The sequence below is a fragment of the Brevundimonas sp. AVps7 genome, assembly GCF_058681545.1.
In genome coordinates, this window is sequence record NZ_CM178742.1 from 417,746 (window position 1) to 435,240 (window position 17,495).

Consider the following 17,495-nt stretch of genomic DNA (forward strand, 5'->3'; position numbering starts at 1 on the left):
CCTACCGCTCACCGCGCGGGGGCTCGCTGCTTGAGGGCGGGCGAGTGAGCACGGCGTTCAACCCCTTCCCGGGAGCTGGCGGCAAGGACGATCCGCGCTGGTTCGCCATCCCTGCGCACCGGCCGTTCCTCGAGGACCTCGCCGCGGGTGTCCTCGACTGGCTCGGCGACCAGGCGCCGGAGACCCTGTCGGACGCCACCATCCTCCTGCCCAACCGTCGGGCGGCGCGGGCCTTCACCTCCGCCCTGTCGAGCCTGAGCGGCGACCGCCCCGTTCTTCTGCCCCAGGTCCGTCCGCTGGGCGATCTGGAGGAGGACGAGCCGCCGTTCACGCCGGGCGAACTCGGTCTCGACCTGCCGCCCGCCATCGCCCCCCTGACGCGCCGGTTCGAGATGGCGCGGCTGATCGTGGAAAAACACGACAGCGACCTGTCGCCGATGCGCGCGCTGGAGCTGGCCGACAGCCTCGGGGCCTTCCTCGATTCCTGCAATATCGAAGAGGTCGAGGCCCCCGAACGCATCGCCAATCTCGTTGAGGAGGACTTCGCCGAGCACTGGCGGAAGTCGGCGAAATTCCTCGGTCTCGCCGTCGAGACATGGCCTGCGCGTCTTGCCGAGCTCGGGCTCGTTGACGCCTCGTGGAGACGGACGAAACTGCTCCGTCTGCTGGCCGAGCGCTGGGACAGCCACCCGCCGCAGGTCCCCGTCATCGCCGCCGGTTCGACCGGCACGGTCAAGGCCGCCGCCGATGTCCTGAAGGCCGTGACCCGGGCGCCCCAAGGTTGCGTCGTCCTTCCCGGCCTCGACCTCGACCTGAGCGCCGACGCCTGGGACGCCATCGAGGAACAGCATCCGCAGAGCGCCCTCAAACGCCTGCTCGAGCGCGCCGGGACCGACCGCGCCGCCGTCCGTCCGTGGTTCCGTCGCCCGGCCACGCCCGCCGTCGAGGCGCGGGGTCTCGCCCGCCAGCGGCTGGTCAATGAGGCCCTGCGCCCCGCCGAGGCCACCGCCGACTGGCGCGCCGAGATCGCCCGCCTGCGCGCCGAAGCCGCCGACGCCGGCCAGGCCGCCGACCCCATCGCCCTCGGCCTCGAAGGCCTGTCCGTCGTCGCGACGCGAACCGAGGAAGACGCCGCCGCGACCATCGCCCTGATGATGCGCGAGACGCTCGAAACCCCCGGCCGGACCTGCGCCCTCGTCACGCCCGACCTCGCCCTCGGCCGCCGCGTCGCCGCCCGGCTGGAGCGCTGGGGCGTGGTCGCCGACAGTTCGTCGGGCGCGACGCTGGATCAGATGCCGGTCGGCGTCCTCGTCGATCTGGCCGCCCGTTTCATCGCCGATCCGCTGAAGCCCCAGACGGTTCTGGCCCTGATCAAACACGCCCTGACGATCCTGCCGGAGGCCACGCCCCACGCCGTCGCCGAACTGGAGAAGATCGCCTTCCGGGGCCCCCGCACGCGAGACTGGACCCGGATCGAGATCCGCCTGACGAAGGCCGCTGAACCCCGCCGCGACGGCCAGCCGCCGTCCGGGACGACCCTCGCCCGCCTCGCCGAGGCCACCGCGCTCGCCGGCCGTCTGCAGTCCCTCGCGGAGACCGCCGCCCTCGGCCGCGCCGCGCCGCTCGACCAGGCCGCCCGCAACCTGACCGCCCTCGTCGAGGCCCTCGCGGGGATCGATGTCTGGGCCGGACCGGACGGGGAGGCGGCGGCGTCTCTGCTATCCCAACTGATCGAGGGCGGGGCGTCCCTGGGCAACGTGACAGCCGCCGAGTTCGCCGAACTGGTCGCCGCCCTGCTGCACGACACGACCGTCCGCACCGGCGGCGCGACCCATCCCTCCCTGCGCATCCTCGGCGCCATCGAGGCGCGGCTGGTGCGGGCCGACCGGATGATCCTGGCCGGGCTGGAGGAGGGGGTCTGGCCCCAGGGCGCGCCGATCGACCCCTTCCTGTCGCGTCCGATGAGGAAGACCCTCGGCCTGCCTCCGCCCGAGCGCCGCGTCGGCCAGACGGCCCAGGACTTCGTCCAGGCGGCCTGCGCGCCCGAGGCCATCCTCGTCCACTCCGAGCGACGAGGCGGCCAGCCCGCCGTGCGGTCGCGCTGGCTGTGGCGGCTGGACATGCTGACACGGGGCGCGGGCGTGGATATCGACCGCCCCTCCCACACCCTCGCCGCCGCCCGCGCCCTTGATGCGCCCGTCGCCGGTCAGGGCGGGCTCGCGAAACGCCCGGCGCCCAGGCCCCCTGTCGATCGCCGCCCGCGCCAGCTGCCCGTCACCGGGGTCGAGCGCTGGGTGCGCGATCCCTATGCGGTCTATGCCCGCTACGTCCTGAACCTGCGCCAGCTCGACCGGCCGGGTCAGTCGGCCGAGGCCCTGGCGCGCGGACAGGCCGTCCACCGCGCCGTCGAGCGGCTGACGCTGAGCTGGCCCGACGTCCTGCCCGACGACTGCGAGGCCGAGATCGCGACCCTGTTGCACGAGGAGCTGACCCATCACGGCTTCGAGGACGCAGCCATGGCGCGCGAGGGTCCTCTGGCGCGTAACTGCGCCCGCTGGCTGGCCGGTTTCGAGATGCGCCGGCGCGCGCGGGGCATCGAGATCCGTGTCGAGGAGGAGGTGCAGATGACCTTCGACGCCCCCGCCGGCCCCTTCACCCTGACGGCCAAGGCCGACCGGATCGAACTGTCCTCGACCGGCGCGGCCATCCTCGACTTCAAGACCGGCGCGGCGCCCTCGGCCAAACAGGTCAAGTCCGGCTTCGCCCCCCAGCTGACCCTGACCGGCGCCATCCTGGCCGAGGCAGGCCTCAAGACCTCCGGCCCCGTCGAGCCGGAGGAGCTGACCTATGTCCGCGTGGTCGGTCGCAAGGTGCCCGGCGAGGCAGCCGTGCGTGCGCAGGGCGCCGAGGCGTCGGACCTGTCCATGGCGGCCCTGGCCGGCCTGAAGGCCCGCGTCGCCCGGTTCGACGACCAGACCACCCCCTACCTCAGCTGGGTCGCGCCCCAGTTCATGGGCAATTTCGGCGGCAATTACGACCACCTCGCCCGCGTCTGGGAATGGGCGGTCGCCGGCGCGGACGGAGACGCCGAATGAGCGCCCCTGACACCTCTGTACGCATCCTGCCCGATGCCGCCCAGATCGCGGCGGCGGACCCGCGCCAGTCGGTCTTCGTCACCGCCAACGCCGGCTCGGGCAAGACCTCGACCCTCGTCGACCGCGTGGCCCGGCTGCTGCTGGAGGAGGTCCAGCCCGGCGAGATCCTGTGCGTCACCTACACCAAGGCCGCCGCCGCCGAGATGCAGGCGCGACTGTTCCAGCGCTTGGGTGACTGGGCCGTCATGGGGGACGAAGAGTTGGAAGACTCCTTGGCCGACCTCGGCGGTCAGGTTCGGGCCACGCTGTCATCCGACGAACTTTCCAAGGCACGCAACCTCTTCGCCAAGGCGCTCGACACGCCGGGCGGGCTGAAGATCCAGACCCTGCACGCCTTCTGCGAAAAGCTGCTGCGTCGCTTCCCGCTGGAGGCCGGGGTCACCCCGGGCTTCACCGTGCTGGAGGATCAGGCGGCCCTGGCCCTGTCCCATGCCGCGCGGGAGGACCTGGCCCGCGCAGCCCTGGCCGACGCGGACGGCCGCATCGGCCGCGCCTACGCCCATTTCGCCGTCGAGCTGGACTGGGCCTCGTTCGAGAGCCTGCTGGCCCGGATCGAGCAGGACCGGGCAAAGCTGATCGCCTACATCGGCCGCGTCGCCAACGGCTCGGCGCCCGGCCCCCACGCCCTCGTCGGCGCTGACCCCGACAGCGACGTGGCGACGATCCAGTCCGACTTCATGCGCTTCCTCGACCGGGGCGAATGGCTCGAGATCGCCGAGGCGATGTCGACCGGCTCGGTTACGGACCAGGGCTGCGCCGAGCGCATGTACGCCGCCGACTGGACCTTCCCCGAGGTGGCTTCGGTCTTCCTGACCAGCGGCGCGCCGCGCAAGTCGATGGCGACCAAATCGGCGCCGCCCCACGCCCGCGACTGGCTGACCGCGATGCAGGACAAGGTGGTCGCGACCCTGGGCCAGGTCCGCAAGGCCCGCGTCGCCGAAGACACCGTCCACGTCCTGACCCTCGCCCAGGCCCACGGCGCCCTCTACGACCGCGCCAAGGAACAGCGCGGCGCCCTCGATTTCGGCGACCTCGTCGCCCGCACCGTCGAACTGCTGACCGTCCGCGCCAATGCCGCCTGGGTCCTCTACAAGCTCGACGGCGGGGTCGAGCATGTCCTGATCGACGAGGCCCAGGACACGGCCCCGGAACAGTGGGACATCATCCGCGCCCTGACCGAGGGCTTCTTCTCGGGCGCCGGATCGCGCCGCTTCGGGGCCGGCAAGGTCGAGCGGACCGTCTTCGCCGTGGGCGACGAGAAACAGTCGATCTACTCCTTCCAGGGCGCCCGGCCCGAGCGGCTGAACCGCGAGGCCCAGTCCTATGAGACGCTCGTTCGCGGCGCCGGCTTCGCCTACACCGGCGTCGAACTGGCCACATCCTTCCGCTCCACGCCGGAGGTGCTCAAGTTCGTCGACGCGGTGTTCGAGGGCCCCGACCGCACCCGCGCCCTCGTCGGCGAACAGGTCGGCGCCATCCCCGCCCACAGGGCCATGCGCGCCGACGATCAGGGCTGTATCGACATCTGGCCCCTCTATGAGGACGAGAAGCCGCCCGAGCGCGACGCCTGGGACGACCCCGTCGATCAGGAGCCGGTCCAGGGCGCTCGCAAGCGAATGGCGGCCGACCTCGCCCGCGAGATCAAACGCCAGGTCGAGACCGGCGTGGCGGTGCAGGACCGCAAGGATCGCGTGCTGCGCCCCTCCGGCTACGGCGACTTCCTGATCCTCGTGCGCCGCCGTGACGCGACCTTCGAGGAGATCATCCGCGCCCTGAAGGCGGCGGGTGTCCCCGTGGCCGGCGCCGACCGGCTGAAGCTGTCGAGCCACATCGCCTTCGACGACCTGATCGCCGTGGCCCGTTTCGCCCTCTACCCCGACGACGACCTCAGCCTCGCCGGGATCTTACGCAGCCCCTTCTGCGACCTGGACGAGGACAGTCTGTTCGACCTCGCCGGCGCCGAGCATCGCAAGGGCCGGCTGTGGCCTGTCCTGCAACGCCGCGCCGGCGAACGGCCGGAGTGGTCCCGCGCCCGCGACCTGCTGGCCTTCGCGATCGACCAGCGCGGCCGCGACCCCTTCGCCTTCTTCGCCGCCCTGCTGAACCGCGTCGACGAGACCGGCCGTTCGGGCCGCGCCCGAATCCTGTCCCGCCTCGGCCGTGAGGCCGAGGAAGCCATCGACGAGACCCTGAACCAGGTGCTGGCTGCCGAACAGCGCGGCGGCCTCGATCTGGAGACCGCCCTGTCGATGCTGGAGGCCGCCGACGTCGAGGTGAAGCGCGAGCTGGAGGGCGCGCGCGGCGAGGTCCGCGTCATGACCGTCCACGGCGCCAAGGGGCTGGAGGCGCCGGTGGTGATCCTGCCTGACACCACGGCCCGGGCGAAGGCCCAGGGGCCCACCCTGATGCCGGTCGAACTGGCCGATGGCGCAGAGGCCTGGCTGATGTGTCCCGGGTCGGAGAAGGAGGACTGCGAGGCCTCGGCCGCCGCCCGGGCCGTCCGCCAGCAAAGGGTCGACGACGAGACCCTGCGCCTCCTCTACGTCGCCCTGACCCGCGCGCGGGATCGCATCGTGATCCTTGGGCGCGGCTCGGGCCGGTCGAAACAGGGCTATGAGGACGGCAGCTGGTGGGCCGTCCTGACCGAGAGCTTCGAACGCCTCGGCGGCCATGTCCGCGACATCGGCGACGGCCGCCGCCGCTACGGCGTCGATCCGGTTGTGCTCGGCGCCGGCGAGGCCTCGGCCCGATCCGCCGCCGAGGTTCCCGCCTGGGCCCGGACGATGCCGCCCGTCGATCCGTCCGCCCGCTACGTCTCTCCATCGCAGATGGAGGGCGCCAAGCGGATCGCCGCCCCGTCGCCGCTCGCCGTCTCATCGACCGGGGCGGGGGCCGCATTGGGCCGCTTCCGGCGCGGCGACCTGATCCACCTGTTGCTCGAACGCCTGCCGGAGATCGCCGCCGCCGACCGACCCGACGCCGCCGCCCGCCTGCTGGCGAAGGAGCGCGACCTGTCGGAGGCGCAAGCGTCGGAGATGATCGCCGCCGCCTTCTGCGTGCTCGACGACGCCCGCTTCGCCGCCGTCTTCGGCCCCGGCTCCCGCGCCGAAATCGCCCTGACGGGCGGCGCCGAAACGCTGCGTCCCGGCGTTGTCATCAACGGCCGCATCGACCGGCTGGTGGTCACGCCCGATCGCGTCCTCGTCGTCGACTACAAGACCAACCGCCCCGCCCCCGACCGCATTGAGGACGCCGACCCCGCCTACGTCGCCCAGATGGCCACCTATGTCGCGGTGCTGGCGCGGCTGTATCCGGACCGACCAGTCGAGGCGGCGCTGGTCTGGACCGATGGGCCGAAGCTGATGCCGGTGCCGCAGGGGCTGATGGACGAGGCGTTGGCGGGGCTGCGATGAGGCGCTGGCAGCGGCCTAGGCGAGGCTGGCAACCCGACGTCGGCATCGCTAGCCTGCGCTCACGCTTTTGGGCCGGTATTCGACATGGCTAGGAAAATTTCGCCCGAAATCGGCGAAGGCGCGGTGCTCGAAATACCTTTGGGCGACGGCCGGTGGGCGCTGTCGCAGGTCTATCGGCCCGGCATCAGCTTCTTCTTGTTGGTCTTCCATCGGACGAGCGAAGGGCTTTTGCGGCCTCAAGACCTCACCGGGCACCCGATACTCGGATCATGGACCAATGACGCTGAGGTGTATCGCGGGAACTGGCGGCTGCTGAGCCACTGCCCCGTGGCTCCCGGCATCTTTGTGGAACCGGAATACACGGTCTTGAGTGAGGGTCGGCAGTTGGTGGAATCATTCGATGGAAAGAGGTGGCGCGCGAAAGCCGCGCAAGGGGACGAGGCCTTGAAGAACAGACACAGCCAATCGCCCCTCCTGGTACAGGCTGCCACGAGGGCGCGCTTTGGCCTCGGAGACTGGATGCCCATTTACGACAACATGCTCATCGATTCCGGAGCTTGATTACCAATCGGACCGGATCTCCGGTTGATCGAAGCCGTCCGGCGGCGAGCCGTTGATTTCCCCCAGAATCGCCCCACATCTCGAACCAACAGAACACCGGGCGCGCCGACGCCGCCCTTGAGGAGATACCCCCATGGCCACGGTCAAGGTCACCGACGAAAGCTTCGACGCCGACGTCCTGAAATCGTCCACCCCCGTGCTGGTGGACTTCTGGGCGGAGTGGTGCGGCCCCTGCAAGCAGATCGGCCCGGCCCTGGAGCAGATTTCGGACGAACTGGGCGGACAGGTCACCATCGCCAAGATCAACATCGACGACAGCCCCATGACCCCGTCCAAACTGGGCGTGAAGGGCATCCCGACCCTGATGCTGTTCAAGGACGGCCAGATGGCCTCGCTCAAGGTCGGCGCCATGCCCAAGGGCAAGATCCTGGAATGGCTCGCCGAGACGGGCATCGCCGCCAAGGCGTGACGTGAGAGGGCAGGGGCGCTAGATCGCGCCCCATGCCCTTTACCGCGACCGTCCTGACCATGTTCCCCGAGGCCTTTCCCGGGCCGCTCGGCGTGTCGCTGATCGGCACGGCCTGGCGCGAGAAGGGGCTGTGGGACCTGCAAACGCTGGACATTCGCGACTTTTCCGAAGATAAGCGCGGCTTCCTGGACGACACCCCCGCGGGTGGCGGACCCGGACAGGTACTCAAAGCGGACGTGGTGGCCCGGGCTCTCGACAGCCTGACAGGGTCGCCCCGGCCGCTTTTGTACATGAGCGCACGCGGTCGACCCCTGACGCAGGCGCGAGTGAAGGACTGGGCAAAGGCGGACGGCATTGTCGTTCTCTGCGGCCGGTTCGAGGGGGTGGACCAGCGGGTGCTCGATGCACGCGGGTTCGAGGAGGTCTCCGTCGGAGACGCAGTCCTGGCCGGTGGCGAGGCGGCGGCGATGGTGGTGATCGAGGCGTGCGTGCGACTAATCCCCGGCGTTCTGGGCCAGGCCGAAAGCCTGTCCTCCGAAAGCTTCGAGGACGGTCTTCTGGAGCATCCGCAGTACACGCGACCGCGGACGTTCGAGGGGATCGACATCCCGGAGATCCTGTTGTCCGGCGACCATCGCAAGATGGCGGCCTGGCGTCAGGAACAACGGGAAAAGACCACGCAGGAACGCAGACCGGATCTCTGGGACGCGCATCTTGCGAATAGACCCGCGGAACCCTCCGCCAAATCAAAGCTAAAGGGCGCAAAAGCCCGAGGAGAATAGACACATGGCCAACATCCTTCAGACGCTCGAAGCGGAAGAAAAAGCTCGCTTGATCGCCGTGCGCGCGATCCCGAACTTCCAGCCCGGCGACACGCTTCGCGTCAACGTCAAGATCAAGGAAGGCGAGCGCGAGCGCGTTCAGGCCTTCGAAGGCGTCTGCATCGCCCGCGCCGGCGGCGGCGTGAACGAGAACTTCACCGTCCGGAAAATCTCCTTCGGCGAGGGCGTCGAGCGCGTCTTCCCGATCCTGTCGCCCAACATCGAGTCGATCGAAGTGAAGCGTCGCGGCGTCGTCCGGCGCGCCAAGCTGTATTACCTGCGCGACCGTCGCGGTAAGTCGGCCCGTATCGCCGAACGCCAGACCGTCCGCCCCGCCAAGGGCGCCGTGGTCCCGGTCACCGGCTCGGCCGACAAGGGCGACGAGGCGTAAGCCTTTCACGCAATGCGATTTTGAAGAGGGCCCCGGCGGAAACGCCGGGGCCTTTTTCTTTGCCCTTCTCCCCTTGTGGGAGAAGGTGCCCCGGAGGGGCGGATGAGGGGTCACGCTGACCTCTCCGGTCACCTCTCCGTTGTTGCTCACGCTGACCGGCCGGTGAAGCCCCTCACCCGGCCGCGCCAGGACGACGGCTGCGCCGTCGTGCGCGATCTCCCTCTCCCGCAAGGGGAGAGGGATCAACCGGCGCTGAACCGGAACTCGGTCCGCGACCGGAAGGTCTCGCCGGGCCGCAGCACGGTCGACGGAAACCCCGGCCGGTTAGGGCTGTTCTGATAGTGTTGGGTCTCCAGCGCCACGCCGCAGTGCGGGCGATAGGCGGCCCCGCCGCGCCCGACCAGCTCGACCGTATTGGCCGTATAGACATGCAGGGCCGGCTCGGTGGTCCAGACCTCCAGCGCCCGCCCGCTGAAGGCGTCCGACAGCCGCCCGACGCGGCGCAGGCCTTCGCCGCGGACAGAAAAACTGTGGTCGTAGCCGCCGCCGATGCGCAGCTGTTCGTTGACCTCGAACAGATCCCGGCCGATCGGTTTGGCGGTCCGGAAATCGAACGGCGTGCCCGCCACCGGGGCCAGGTCTCCGGTGACGATCTTGTCCGGCCCATAGGCGGCGAAGGCATCGGCCTCGATCTGCAGGTCGTGATCCAAGATCAGCCGCTCCGGATCGCCCGACAGGTTGAAGTAGGAGTGATTGGTCGGGTTCAGCACCGTCGCCCGGTCGGTCAGGGCCAGGTAGGAGAGGATCAGCCGGTCTTCGTGCGTCAGCCTGTAGGTGACGGAGATCGTCAGCCGCCCGGGGAAGCCCTGATCGCCGTCGGTGCTGACCAGGGTCAGGACCACGCCCGGCCCCTCGTCGCTCAGGTCGGGACGGCCCATCCAGTTGCGTTTGGCGAAGCCGACCGGGCCGCCGTGGCTGGAGTGCGGACCCGTGCCGACGTCGAGCTGGACCTCGCGCCCGTCCAGTTCGAACCGGCCGTTGGCGATCCGACCGGCGTAGCGGCCCACGGTCGAACCGAAGTTGCGCGACCGCTCGACGTAGTCGGCCAGGGTGTCGAGCCCCAACACCACCTCCGCCATCCGTCCGTCGCGATCGGGCACGGTCAGCGACTGCAGGATGCCGCCCCAGGTCATGACCCGCGCCTGCGAGCCCCGCTCGTTGGTCAGGGTGAAGAGGGTCACCGTCTGGCCGTCGGGCAGCGTTCCCCAGTCCTTCTGGTCCACCGGCGGCCGATCCATGAAGGGGATCGACGGCATCGATATCCGGGGCAGGGAACCGCAGCCGGCCAGCGGGCTCGCCGCCAGACCGGTCAGCAGGGCGCGGCGATCCAGACGCATCAGGCGGCCGGTGCGGCCAGCGCCTCGATCAGGTCGCCGATGTTGCGGATGAAGGTCTCGGTCGAGATACACTCCACCGGGAAGTCGGTGTTGTAGGGCGAGGTGTCCCACAGGTCGCCGACGCGGGTGGTCTGATACTCGCCGCCGGTGACGGCCTGGGGAGACGGACCCCTGTAGGGGTTCGACGTGGTGGTCATCGGCGTCGGCCAGTAGCCGCGCGTATTGAGACTCGCCGCCAGTTCCGCCGCGCGCCCCGCCGCCACCGGACGCGGACGCCGCCCGTCGGTCGACATGTCCCAGACGCTGACATCGCGCAGGGTGAAATACTTCGGCAGCTTCAGCGTCCCCGCTCGCGCCTTCAGCGGCGAGGCGGCGATCAGGGCCGCCGGGTCCATCGCGGCGGCCGCTTCCAGCTCGGCGCGCAGGGCGGCCGTATCCAGGTTGCGGAACGAGCCGTAGTGGATGACCAGATTGTTCGGGTTCTCGTCGGCGTAATAGCGGCCGTTCCTGATGTTCGACCCGCGGCGGTGGATATAGACCGGGGTGTTCGAGCCCTCGAGGATGAAGGTCGGATGCGTCCGGCCCGGCGCGATCAGGTTCTGCGGCGTCTTCACCTGATCCAGCCAGTCCAGCGCCTCGGGCAGGCGCTCCAGGTATTTCCGGTCGCCCGTCAGCCTGTAGAATCCGATCATCGACCGGATGTTGGTCGCCGTCGTGTGGGTGGCGAAGGCGCGCGGCTCGATGGTGCGGGCCGGCGCCGGCTTCAGGGTGTCGGGATAGTGCTGCAGACCCCAGGCCGGCTGGGGCAGGGGCTGCTGGGTGGCGATGAAGATGTCCATGCCGCGCTGGATCGCGTCGACCAGCCGCCGGTCGTTCGAACCGAGCGCCTGGTGGCAGTAGAGCAGGAACTCGATGTTCTCGCCGGCCACGTCGTCGTTGAAGGTGATGTAGGGGGTGTAGTCCGGGTTGCCGTGCAGACCGCCCGCGCCTTCGACGAACGGGAAGCGTTGAGGCCAGCCGCCGTTCGGATACTGGGCGTCGAGGACGAACTGGATCGCCCTGTCGAGCGGCGCCCGGTATTTGCGTTCGCGCTTCTCCAGATAGACCCGCAGCAGCAACTGCGACGCCTCGGCCGTGCCGGCGTCGTCGAAGGTGGCGTTGCCGTAGTAGTGCTGGAATTCCTCCAGCCGCCAGGCGTTGCCGCCGATGGTCTCGTACCAGTGTTTGAGGCTGTCCTCGCCGGCCGTGTCGATGACGTAGTTCCAGCCGCCGCGCGGATGCTGGCCGGCGATCAGGGCGTCGGCGGCGGCCTTGGCGGCGTTGTAGAACTGTTCGTCGCCGGTCGCGTGATAGGCGTCGAGATAGGCATGGCCCACGGTCGCCGTGCCCGGAGGCTGGACCCAGATCATGGTCGGCGAAGCTTCCAGCTCGCCCCAGCGGCGCGAGAAATCGGGCAGGACGTTCCAGACATAGCCGCCGCCGACGGCGACCTCATTGGCCATGAAGGCCGCGGCCCGCTTCATCGTGGCCAGGATGGCGGCGCGGTCGGGCGCGGCCTGGGCGAAGGCGGGCGCACTCCCGCCGACTGCCATCAGGGCGGCGCCCGAGGCGAGGACGGCGCGGCGCGACAGGGTCGGCGACATGGGGAACTCCGGGTCGTTTCCTAAGGACAGACGCGCCGGGTCTTGCGCCCGGTCGCCGGGATCATAACCATGATTGACACCGGTTTCCTAGCGCTGGATCAGCGCCGGATGTCGAAGCCTTCGGCGGCCATGGCGGCCCGGACCTGGGCCTCGTCAAACAGGTTGAAGTCTCCCGGAACCGAGTGCTTCAGACCCGCGGCCGCGAGGCCGAAGGCCAGCGCCTCGTCGTTCGACCAGCCCCTGTAGATGCCGAAGAGCACGCCGGAGGCGAAGGCGTCGCCGCCGCCGACCCGGTCCACGACCCCCGTCAGGGACATCGGCGCCGCGTGGTGCTCGCCGTCTCGGGTGATCATCACGGCTGACAGGGTCTGGTCCTGAACGCTGTCGTTGATGCGCAGGGTGCAGCAGATACGCTCCAGCGCGGGCCAGGTCTCGAAGGCGGCCCTGGCGGCGGCGCGACGACGCTCGGCCGGATCGGCGTTGTCGAAGCTGCGACCCAGCACCAGGGCGAAGTCACGGTCGTCGGCGAAGGCCAGGCTGGACCCGGCCAGCATCTGGCCGAGGACGCGCGGCGGATCGCCGGCCCATTCGGCCCACAGCTTGCCGCGGAAATTGCCGTCGAAGCTGACCTTGACCCCCGCCCTGTTCGCGGCGGCGACAGCGGCGAGGGCGGCGGCGGAGCCGGTCGGACCGGTCGCCGGCGTGACGCCCGACAGGTGCAGCCACTCCACCCCGTCCAGCAGCGTCGCCCAATCCAGTGCCCCGTCGACATGCTGGACGAAGGCCGAGGCGGCGCGGTCGTAGAGGACTTCCGACGGACGACGCACGGCGCCCGGCGTCAGGAAATACAGACCCATCCGGCCCGGTTTGAAGACGATGCCGCGCGTGTCGACGCCGTGCTTGCGCACCTCGTCGCGGGCCGCTTGACCCAGCGCATTGTCGGGAAGAACGGTCGCCATCGCAGCGGGCGCGCCGTAGCGGGCCAGGGACACGGCGACATTGGCCTCCGCGCCGCCGGGACGCACGGTCAGGCCCGGCGACTGCATCAACAGTTCGCCATCGTTGGGCGTGAGACGCAGCAGCATCTCGCCGAAGCACAGGATGGTCATGTCAGCGAGCCTAGCCGGGACTTATCGAGCGAGCCAGCCGCCGTCGACCGGGAGCGTGATGCCCTGGACGTAGTCCGACGCCGACGACGACAGGAAGACCGCCGCCCCGCCGATGTCCGAGGGCTGACCCCAGCGTCCCGAAGGAATGCGGCCGAGAATTTCCTTGGAGCGCACCGGATCGTCCTGCAGCGCCTGGGTGTTGTCGGTGGCGAAGTATCCGGGGGCGATGGCATTGGCGTTGATGCCGTGTTTCGCCCACTCGTTGGCCATCAGCTTGGTCAGGCCGGCGACGCCGGACTTGGATGCCGTATAGGACGGCACCCGGATCCCGCCCTGGTAGGACAGCATCGAGGCGGTGTTGATGATCTTGCCCTTGCGCCCCCCCGCGATCATGTCGCGCACCACGGCCTGTGACAGGAAGAAGACCGACTTCAGATTGACGTTCAGGACCGCGTCCCAGTCTTCCTCGGTGAAGTCGACGGCGTCGGCGCGGCGGATGATGCCGGCGTTGTTGACCAGAATGTCGATGGGGCCGAGACCGTCCGTCGCTTCCTTCACGATGCGCTCGATCGGCTCCATCGAGCCGAGGTCGGCCTGGATCGAGAGGGCCTTCACCCCCCTGGCCAGGCACTGGCCGACCGTGTCGTCCGAGGCCCGGCGCGCGACCGAGGCGATCGACGCGCCCGCGTCCGCGAGCGCCAAGGCTATGCCCTGGCCGATGCCGGTGTTGCCGCCGGTGACGACGGCGACCTTGCCCTGCAGGCTGAATGGATTGGCCATGAGATCCCTACTTCAATTGGCTGACGTCGAGGACGTCCATGTCGGTGTAGTCGATGTTCTCGCCGCCCATCGCCCAGATGAAGGCGTAGTTCGACGTGCCGGCGCCCATGTGGATCGACCATGGCGGGCTGACCACGGCTTCGCTGTCAGCCATGATGATCTGGCGCACCTTGTCCGGCTCTCCCATGAAATGGAACAGCCGGTTGGCCTCGCCGAGGTCGAAATAGAAATAGGCTTCGGAGCGGCGGTCGTGGGTGTGCGGCGGCATGGTATTCCAGACGCTGCCGGGCTTCAGCACCGTCAGGCCCAGAGCCAGCTGGCAGGACTTCACGGTCCCGGCCACGATGTACTGGTAGATGGTCCGCTCATTCGACGTCTCCAGCGCGCCGCGCTCCATCGACACGGCCTGATCCTGAGGGATCAGCGTCAGCGGGTAGGCCGCATGGGCCGGGGTGGAGACCAGATAGAAGCGCGTCGCGCCTGCGAAGCTGACCTCTGCCGAACCCATCGGAATGTAGAGGCCGTCCCTGGGTCGCAAAGTGAAGCTCTGGCCGTCGACGGTGATCACGCCGTCGGACTGCCCGACATTGATGACGCCCATCTCGCGCCGTTCCAGATAGGGCTGGCCCGCCGCCGACGCCGGCTCGGCCTGTCTGGGCAGGCTGACGGGGCCCGTGCCCGGCTCCACCCCGCCGATCACCATCCGCTCATAGTGGGTGTAGTTCAGCCGAACCTCGTCGGGGGCGAACAGGTCGGTGATCAGGTAGCGGTCGCGCAGATCGTCATTCGAGGCGCCGGCCATCGAATCCGGATGGGTGGCGTGGTAAGTCTTGCGATACATGCGGCGATCCTCCCACCGGCGTTTGCGGTGCTTGGTAACCGGTGTCAAAACCAGATGCAAATGATCGAGCGAAGGCGTAAAGGCCTCGCCAACCCACAGTCTTGCCGAGAGGACACCCCATGAAAATCGCCCTGATCACCGAGAACAGCCAGGCCGCCAAGAACGCCATCATCCACGACGCCCTGACCGCTGTGGCCGTGCCCATGGGCCACGAGGTCTTCAACTACGGCATGTACACGGCCGAGGATAAGGCCTCGCTCACCTACGTCATGAACGGCCTCCTGACCGGCATCCTGCTCAACTCCGGCGCCGCCGACTTCGTCGTCACCGGCTGCGGCACGGGTATGGGCTCGATGCTGGCCTGCAACGCCATGCCGGGCGTCTTCTGCGGTCTGGTGATCGATCCCACCGACGCCTTCCTGTTCGGCCAGATCAACGACGGCAACGCCATTTCCATGCCCTACGCCAAGGGCTTCGGCTGGGCCGCCGAGCTGAATCTGCAGGACGTCTATCGCAAGCTGTTCGAAGGCGAGCGCGGCCTGGGCTATCCCAAGGAGCGCGCCGAGATCATGGCGAAGAACCGCGGCATCCTGAAGTCGCTGAAGGCCGTGACCTGCCACGACATGCTGACGGTGCTGAAGACCGTCGACCAGGACCTGCTGAAGGCCGCTGTCGCCGGCGAGAAGTTCCAGGAGTACTTCTTCGCCAACGCCACCGACGAAGGCATCCGCGACTACCTCAAGGGCCTCGTCGGCGCGAAGGTGCTCGAGACGGCCTGAGTTCGGAAGGCGGCGCGCCCCGCGCGCCGCCGCCATCTCTTTTCGCTATAGCGCCCGCGCCGAATCCCTGATCACCAGCGACGGCCTGACCTCCGGCTGGTTCAGCTTCGCCGGATCCAGCCCGCGCATCGGCGCCAGCAACTTCTCGGCCGCCATCCGCCCCATGTCGCGGATCGGCAGGCGAACTGACGTCAGGTTGGGCCAGACCCGCGACGCCATCGGAAGGTCGTCGTAACCCACCACCGACAGGTCCCTCGGAATCTCCAGACCCATGTCGCGGGCGACCTTGAAGACGCCCAGGGCCATCTCGTCGTTGCCGGTGAAGATGGCGGTCGGCGGCGGGTCGAGGGTCAATAGCGTTCTGGCGGCCTCCACCCCCGATTCGAAGGTATAGGCGCCGACGGCGACATAGCGGTCGTCCAGCGTCAGCCCCTTTTCGGCCAGGGCCTCGCGGAAGCCGCCGCCGCGCACGGCGCTGGAGCGGAACAGTTCCGGCCCCGAGATGAAGCCGATTCGGCTGTGGCCCAGGTCGGCCAGATGTCGCCCCGCCTCCGCCGCGCCGAGATGGTCATTCGTGACCAGCATGGAGCCCGGCTCGTCCAGAGACACCGAGGCGATGCGGACATAGGGGCAGTCGAGGTCGCGCAGCACCTGGATGACGCGCTCGTCTTCCGACATAGACGGCGGCAGGATCACGCCGAACAGCTTCTGACGCTCCACGAAGGTGCGGATGTCGTTCACCACGGTCTCGGATGTGCGGACACAGGGGTGCACGACCAGTTCCAGACCGGAGCCGCGCAGGGCGTCCAGCACGCCCTGCTGCATGTTCACCACGTAGTTGGGGCTCGGGTTGTCGTAGATCAGCCCGACCAGGAAAGATCGCCGGAAGGCCAGGCCGCGGGCCTGCAGATCCGGGGTGAAACCCAGTTCGTCGATCACGGCATTGACCCGGACGCGGGTCTCCTCGCGCACGAAGGGCGACTGGTTGATGACGCGCGAAACCGTCTTCTTCGAGACCGCAGCGATGCGCGCCACGTCGTTGATCGTAGGCCGTTTACCCGGCTTCATCCCCGCGCGTCCGGATGTCTTGTCGTCGTCGGTCAAGCTCGACCTCATGCTGTGAGCCGTCCAGCCTTACAACCGCTCCGACCGGGACGCCATGCCCACGCTTTCCGCCGACGCCGATGTCAGCAACCCCGTTGACACCGGTTACCTTCCCCTTCAATCATCCCCTACCGACGAGAAGATCGGCATCCGGCAAATGACATCGGGACGGCGCGTGACGGGCATTCATCATCATTCGGCGGTGGCGGCGTGAGCGCGGCGAGCGCCCAGGGCCTGAGCGACAGCGTGTCGGACATCGCTGCACGCTTCGTGGACGCGCGCCTGACCAGGACGGCCCTGCCGGACTATCCGGGCCAGCGCCCGCTCGACATGGCCACGGCCTATGCGACGCAGGAAGCCGCCATCGGCCTGTTCCCGGACGAGATCGTTGGCTGGAAGGTCGGCATGGTGCCTCCGGCCCAGCAGCCCACTCTCAAGATTCACCGCCTGTCCGGCCCGATCTTCCGCCGCAACGTCTGGACCGCTGCGTCAGAGCCGACGCCGCTGCCGGCCATTCCCGGCGGTTTCGCCGCGGTTGAGGCCGAGTTCGTCGCCCGCATCGGCAAGGTCGATCCGGCCAAGCTGGACTGGACGCTGGAAGAAGCGACCGCCGCCATTGTCGCCATGCATATCGGCGTCGAACTGGCCGCCAGCGCCCTGCCGACCATCAATGACCTGGGCTCGGCCGTGGTCGCCTCCGACTTCGGCAACAACGGAGGTCTGGTGCTGGGCGCCGAGATCGAGGACTGGGCCGCACGCCTGGACGGGATCGAGGTCCAGACGATCATCGATGGACAGGTCATCGGCACGGCCACGGCGGCCGCGATCCCCATGGGCATCCTGGAATCGGTTCGTTTCCTGATCGAACATCTGGCCCGTCGCGGACGGCCGGTGAGCGAAGGAACGCTGATATCCACGGGCGCCGTCACCGGTGTTCACAGCGTCGAGATCGGCGCCCGGTCCGTCTGCGCCTTCTCGGGCGTCGGCGAAATTCAGTGCACGGTCGTCGCGGCCGAGGCGTAATTCAACCAT

General features: G+C 69.0%; 15 protein-coding genes. 9 read left to right on the forward strand and 6 right to left on the reverse strand.

The window, feature by feature from the left end; translation table 11 throughout:
• The first annotated feature begins 44 nt into the window (after window positions 1–44).
• From addB to rplS, 6 genes are all read left to right on the forward strand, one after another.
• Window positions 45–3,095 carry a double-strand break repair protein AddB gene (addB, locus tag ACW17Y_RS02130; protein WP_492037138.1) on the forward strand — a complete coding sequence of 1,017 codons (3,051 nt, stop codon included), beginning with the start codon at window positions 45–47 and terminating at the stop codon, window positions 3,093–3,095.
• On the forward strand, window positions 3,092–6,568 hold the full coding sequence (addA, locus tag ACW17Y_RS02135; RefSeq protein ID WP_492037139.1) for a double-strand break repair helicase AddA: 3,477 nt from the start codon (window positions 3,092–3,094) through the stop codon (window positions 6,566–6,568). Before addB ends, addA begins: the two co-directional genes overlap by 4 nt.
• An 84-nt stretch (window positions 6,569–6,652) precedes the next feature.
• On the forward strand, window positions 6,653–7,129 hold the full coding sequence (locus tag ACW17Y_RS02140; protein ID WP_492037140.1) for a hypothetical protein: 477 nt from the start codon (window positions 6,653–6,655) through the stop codon (window positions 7,127–7,129).
• Window positions 7,130–7,262: 133 nt separating this feature from the next.
• Window positions 7,263–7,598 carry a thioredoxin gene (gene trxA, locus ACW17Y_RS02145; protein WP_298163590.1) on the forward strand — a complete coding sequence of 112 codons (336 nt, stop codon included), beginning with the start codon at window positions 7,263–7,265 and terminating at the stop codon, window positions 7,596–7,598.
• Between the two features lie 32 nt (window positions 7,599–7,630).
• Window positions 7,631–8,380: a tRNA (guanosine(37)-N1)-methyltransferase TrmD gene (trmD, locus tag ACW17Y_RS02150; protein ID WP_492037141.1), complete on the forward strand. Its 750-nt coding sequence runs from the start codon at window positions 7,631–7,633 to the stop codon at window positions 8,378–8,380.
• 4 nt (window positions 8,381–8,384) lie between these two features.
• On the forward strand, window positions 8,385–8,810 hold the full coding sequence (gene rplS / locus ACW17Y_RS02155) for a 50S ribosomal protein L19 (RefSeq protein WP_492037142.1): 426 nt from the start codon (window positions 8,385–8,387) through the stop codon (window positions 8,808–8,810).
• A 242-nt stretch (window positions 8,811–9,052) separates the two neighbouring features.
• Here the strand turns inward: rplS and ACW17Y_RS02160 are convergent, their stop codons facing one another.
• The 5 genes from ACW17Y_RS02160 to kduI form a co-directional block, all read right to left on the reverse strand.
• Window positions 9,053–10,207: an aldose epimerase family protein gene (locus ACW17Y_RS02160; protein ID WP_492037143.1), complete on the reverse strand. Its 1,155-nt coding sequence runs from the start codon at window positions 10,205–10,207 to the stop codon at window positions 9,053–9,055.
• On the reverse strand, window positions 10,207–11,850 hold the full coding sequence (locus ACW17Y_RS02165) for a pectate lyase (protein ID WP_492037144.1): 1,644 nt from the start codon (window positions 11,848–11,850) through the stop codon (window positions 10,207–10,209). The genes ACW17Y_RS02160 and ACW17Y_RS02165 overlap by 1 nt, the downstream gene beginning before the upstream one ends.
• 98 nt (window positions 11,851–11,948) lie before the next feature.
• Entirely contained in the window at window positions 11,949–12,959 is a 1,011-nt protein-coding gene (locus tag ACW17Y_RS02170) for a sugar kinase (RefSeq protein ID WP_492037145.1), read from the reverse strand.
• A gap of 21 nt (window positions 12,960–12,980) precedes the next feature.
• On the reverse strand, window positions 12,981–13,739 hold the full coding sequence (kduD, locus tag ACW17Y_RS02175) for a 2-dehydro-3-deoxy-D-gluconate 5-dehydrogenase KduD (RefSeq protein WP_492037146.1): 759 nt from the start codon (window positions 13,737–13,739) through the stop codon (window positions 12,981–12,983).
• 7 nt (window positions 13,740–13,746) lie between these two features.
• On the reverse strand, window positions 13,747–14,580 hold the full coding sequence (kduI, locus tag ACW17Y_RS02180) for a 5-dehydro-4-deoxy-D-glucuronate isomerase (RefSeq protein WP_492037147.1): 834 nt from the start codon (window positions 14,578–14,580) through the stop codon (window positions 13,747–13,749).
• Between the two features lie 119 nt (window positions 14,581–14,699).
• Here kduI and ACW17Y_RS02185 point away from each other — a divergent pair, with 119 nt between their 5' ends.
• Window positions 14,700–15,359: an RpiB/LacA/LacB family sugar-phosphate isomerase gene (locus tag ACW17Y_RS02185; protein WP_492037148.1), complete on the forward strand. Its 660-nt coding sequence runs from the start codon at window positions 14,700–14,702 to the stop codon at window positions 15,357–15,359.
• Window positions 15,360–15,404: 45 nt separating this feature from the next.
• On the opposite strand, the gene ACW17Y_RS02190 is transcribed toward ACW17Y_RS02185, so the two are convergent.
• A complete protein-coding gene (locus tag ACW17Y_RS02190) occupies window positions 15,405–16,475 on the reverse strand; it encodes a LacI family DNA-binding transcriptional regulator (RefSeq protein ID WP_492037149.1) in 1,071 nt (356 codons plus the stop codon).
• Window positions 16,476–16,518: 43 nt separating this feature from the next.
• On the opposite strand from ACW17Y_RS02190, the gene ACW17Y_RS02195 reads away from it, so the two are divergent.
• Both ACW17Y_RS02195 and ACW17Y_RS02200 read left to right on the forward strand, forming a co-directional pair.
• Window positions 16,519–16,677 carry a hypothetical protein gene (locus ACW17Y_RS02195; protein ID WP_492037150.1) on the forward strand — a complete coding sequence of 53 codons (159 nt, stop codon included), beginning with the start codon at window positions 16,519–16,521 and terminating at the stop codon, window positions 16,675–16,677.
• A complete protein-coding gene (locus tag ACW17Y_RS02200; protein ID WP_492037151.1) occupies window positions 16,674–17,486 on the forward strand; it encodes a 2-keto-4-pentenoate hydratase in 813 nt (270 codons plus the stop codon). The genes ACW17Y_RS02195 and ACW17Y_RS02200 overlap by 4 nt, the downstream gene beginning before the upstream one ends.
• Window positions 17,487–17,495: the final 9 nt, after the last annotated feature.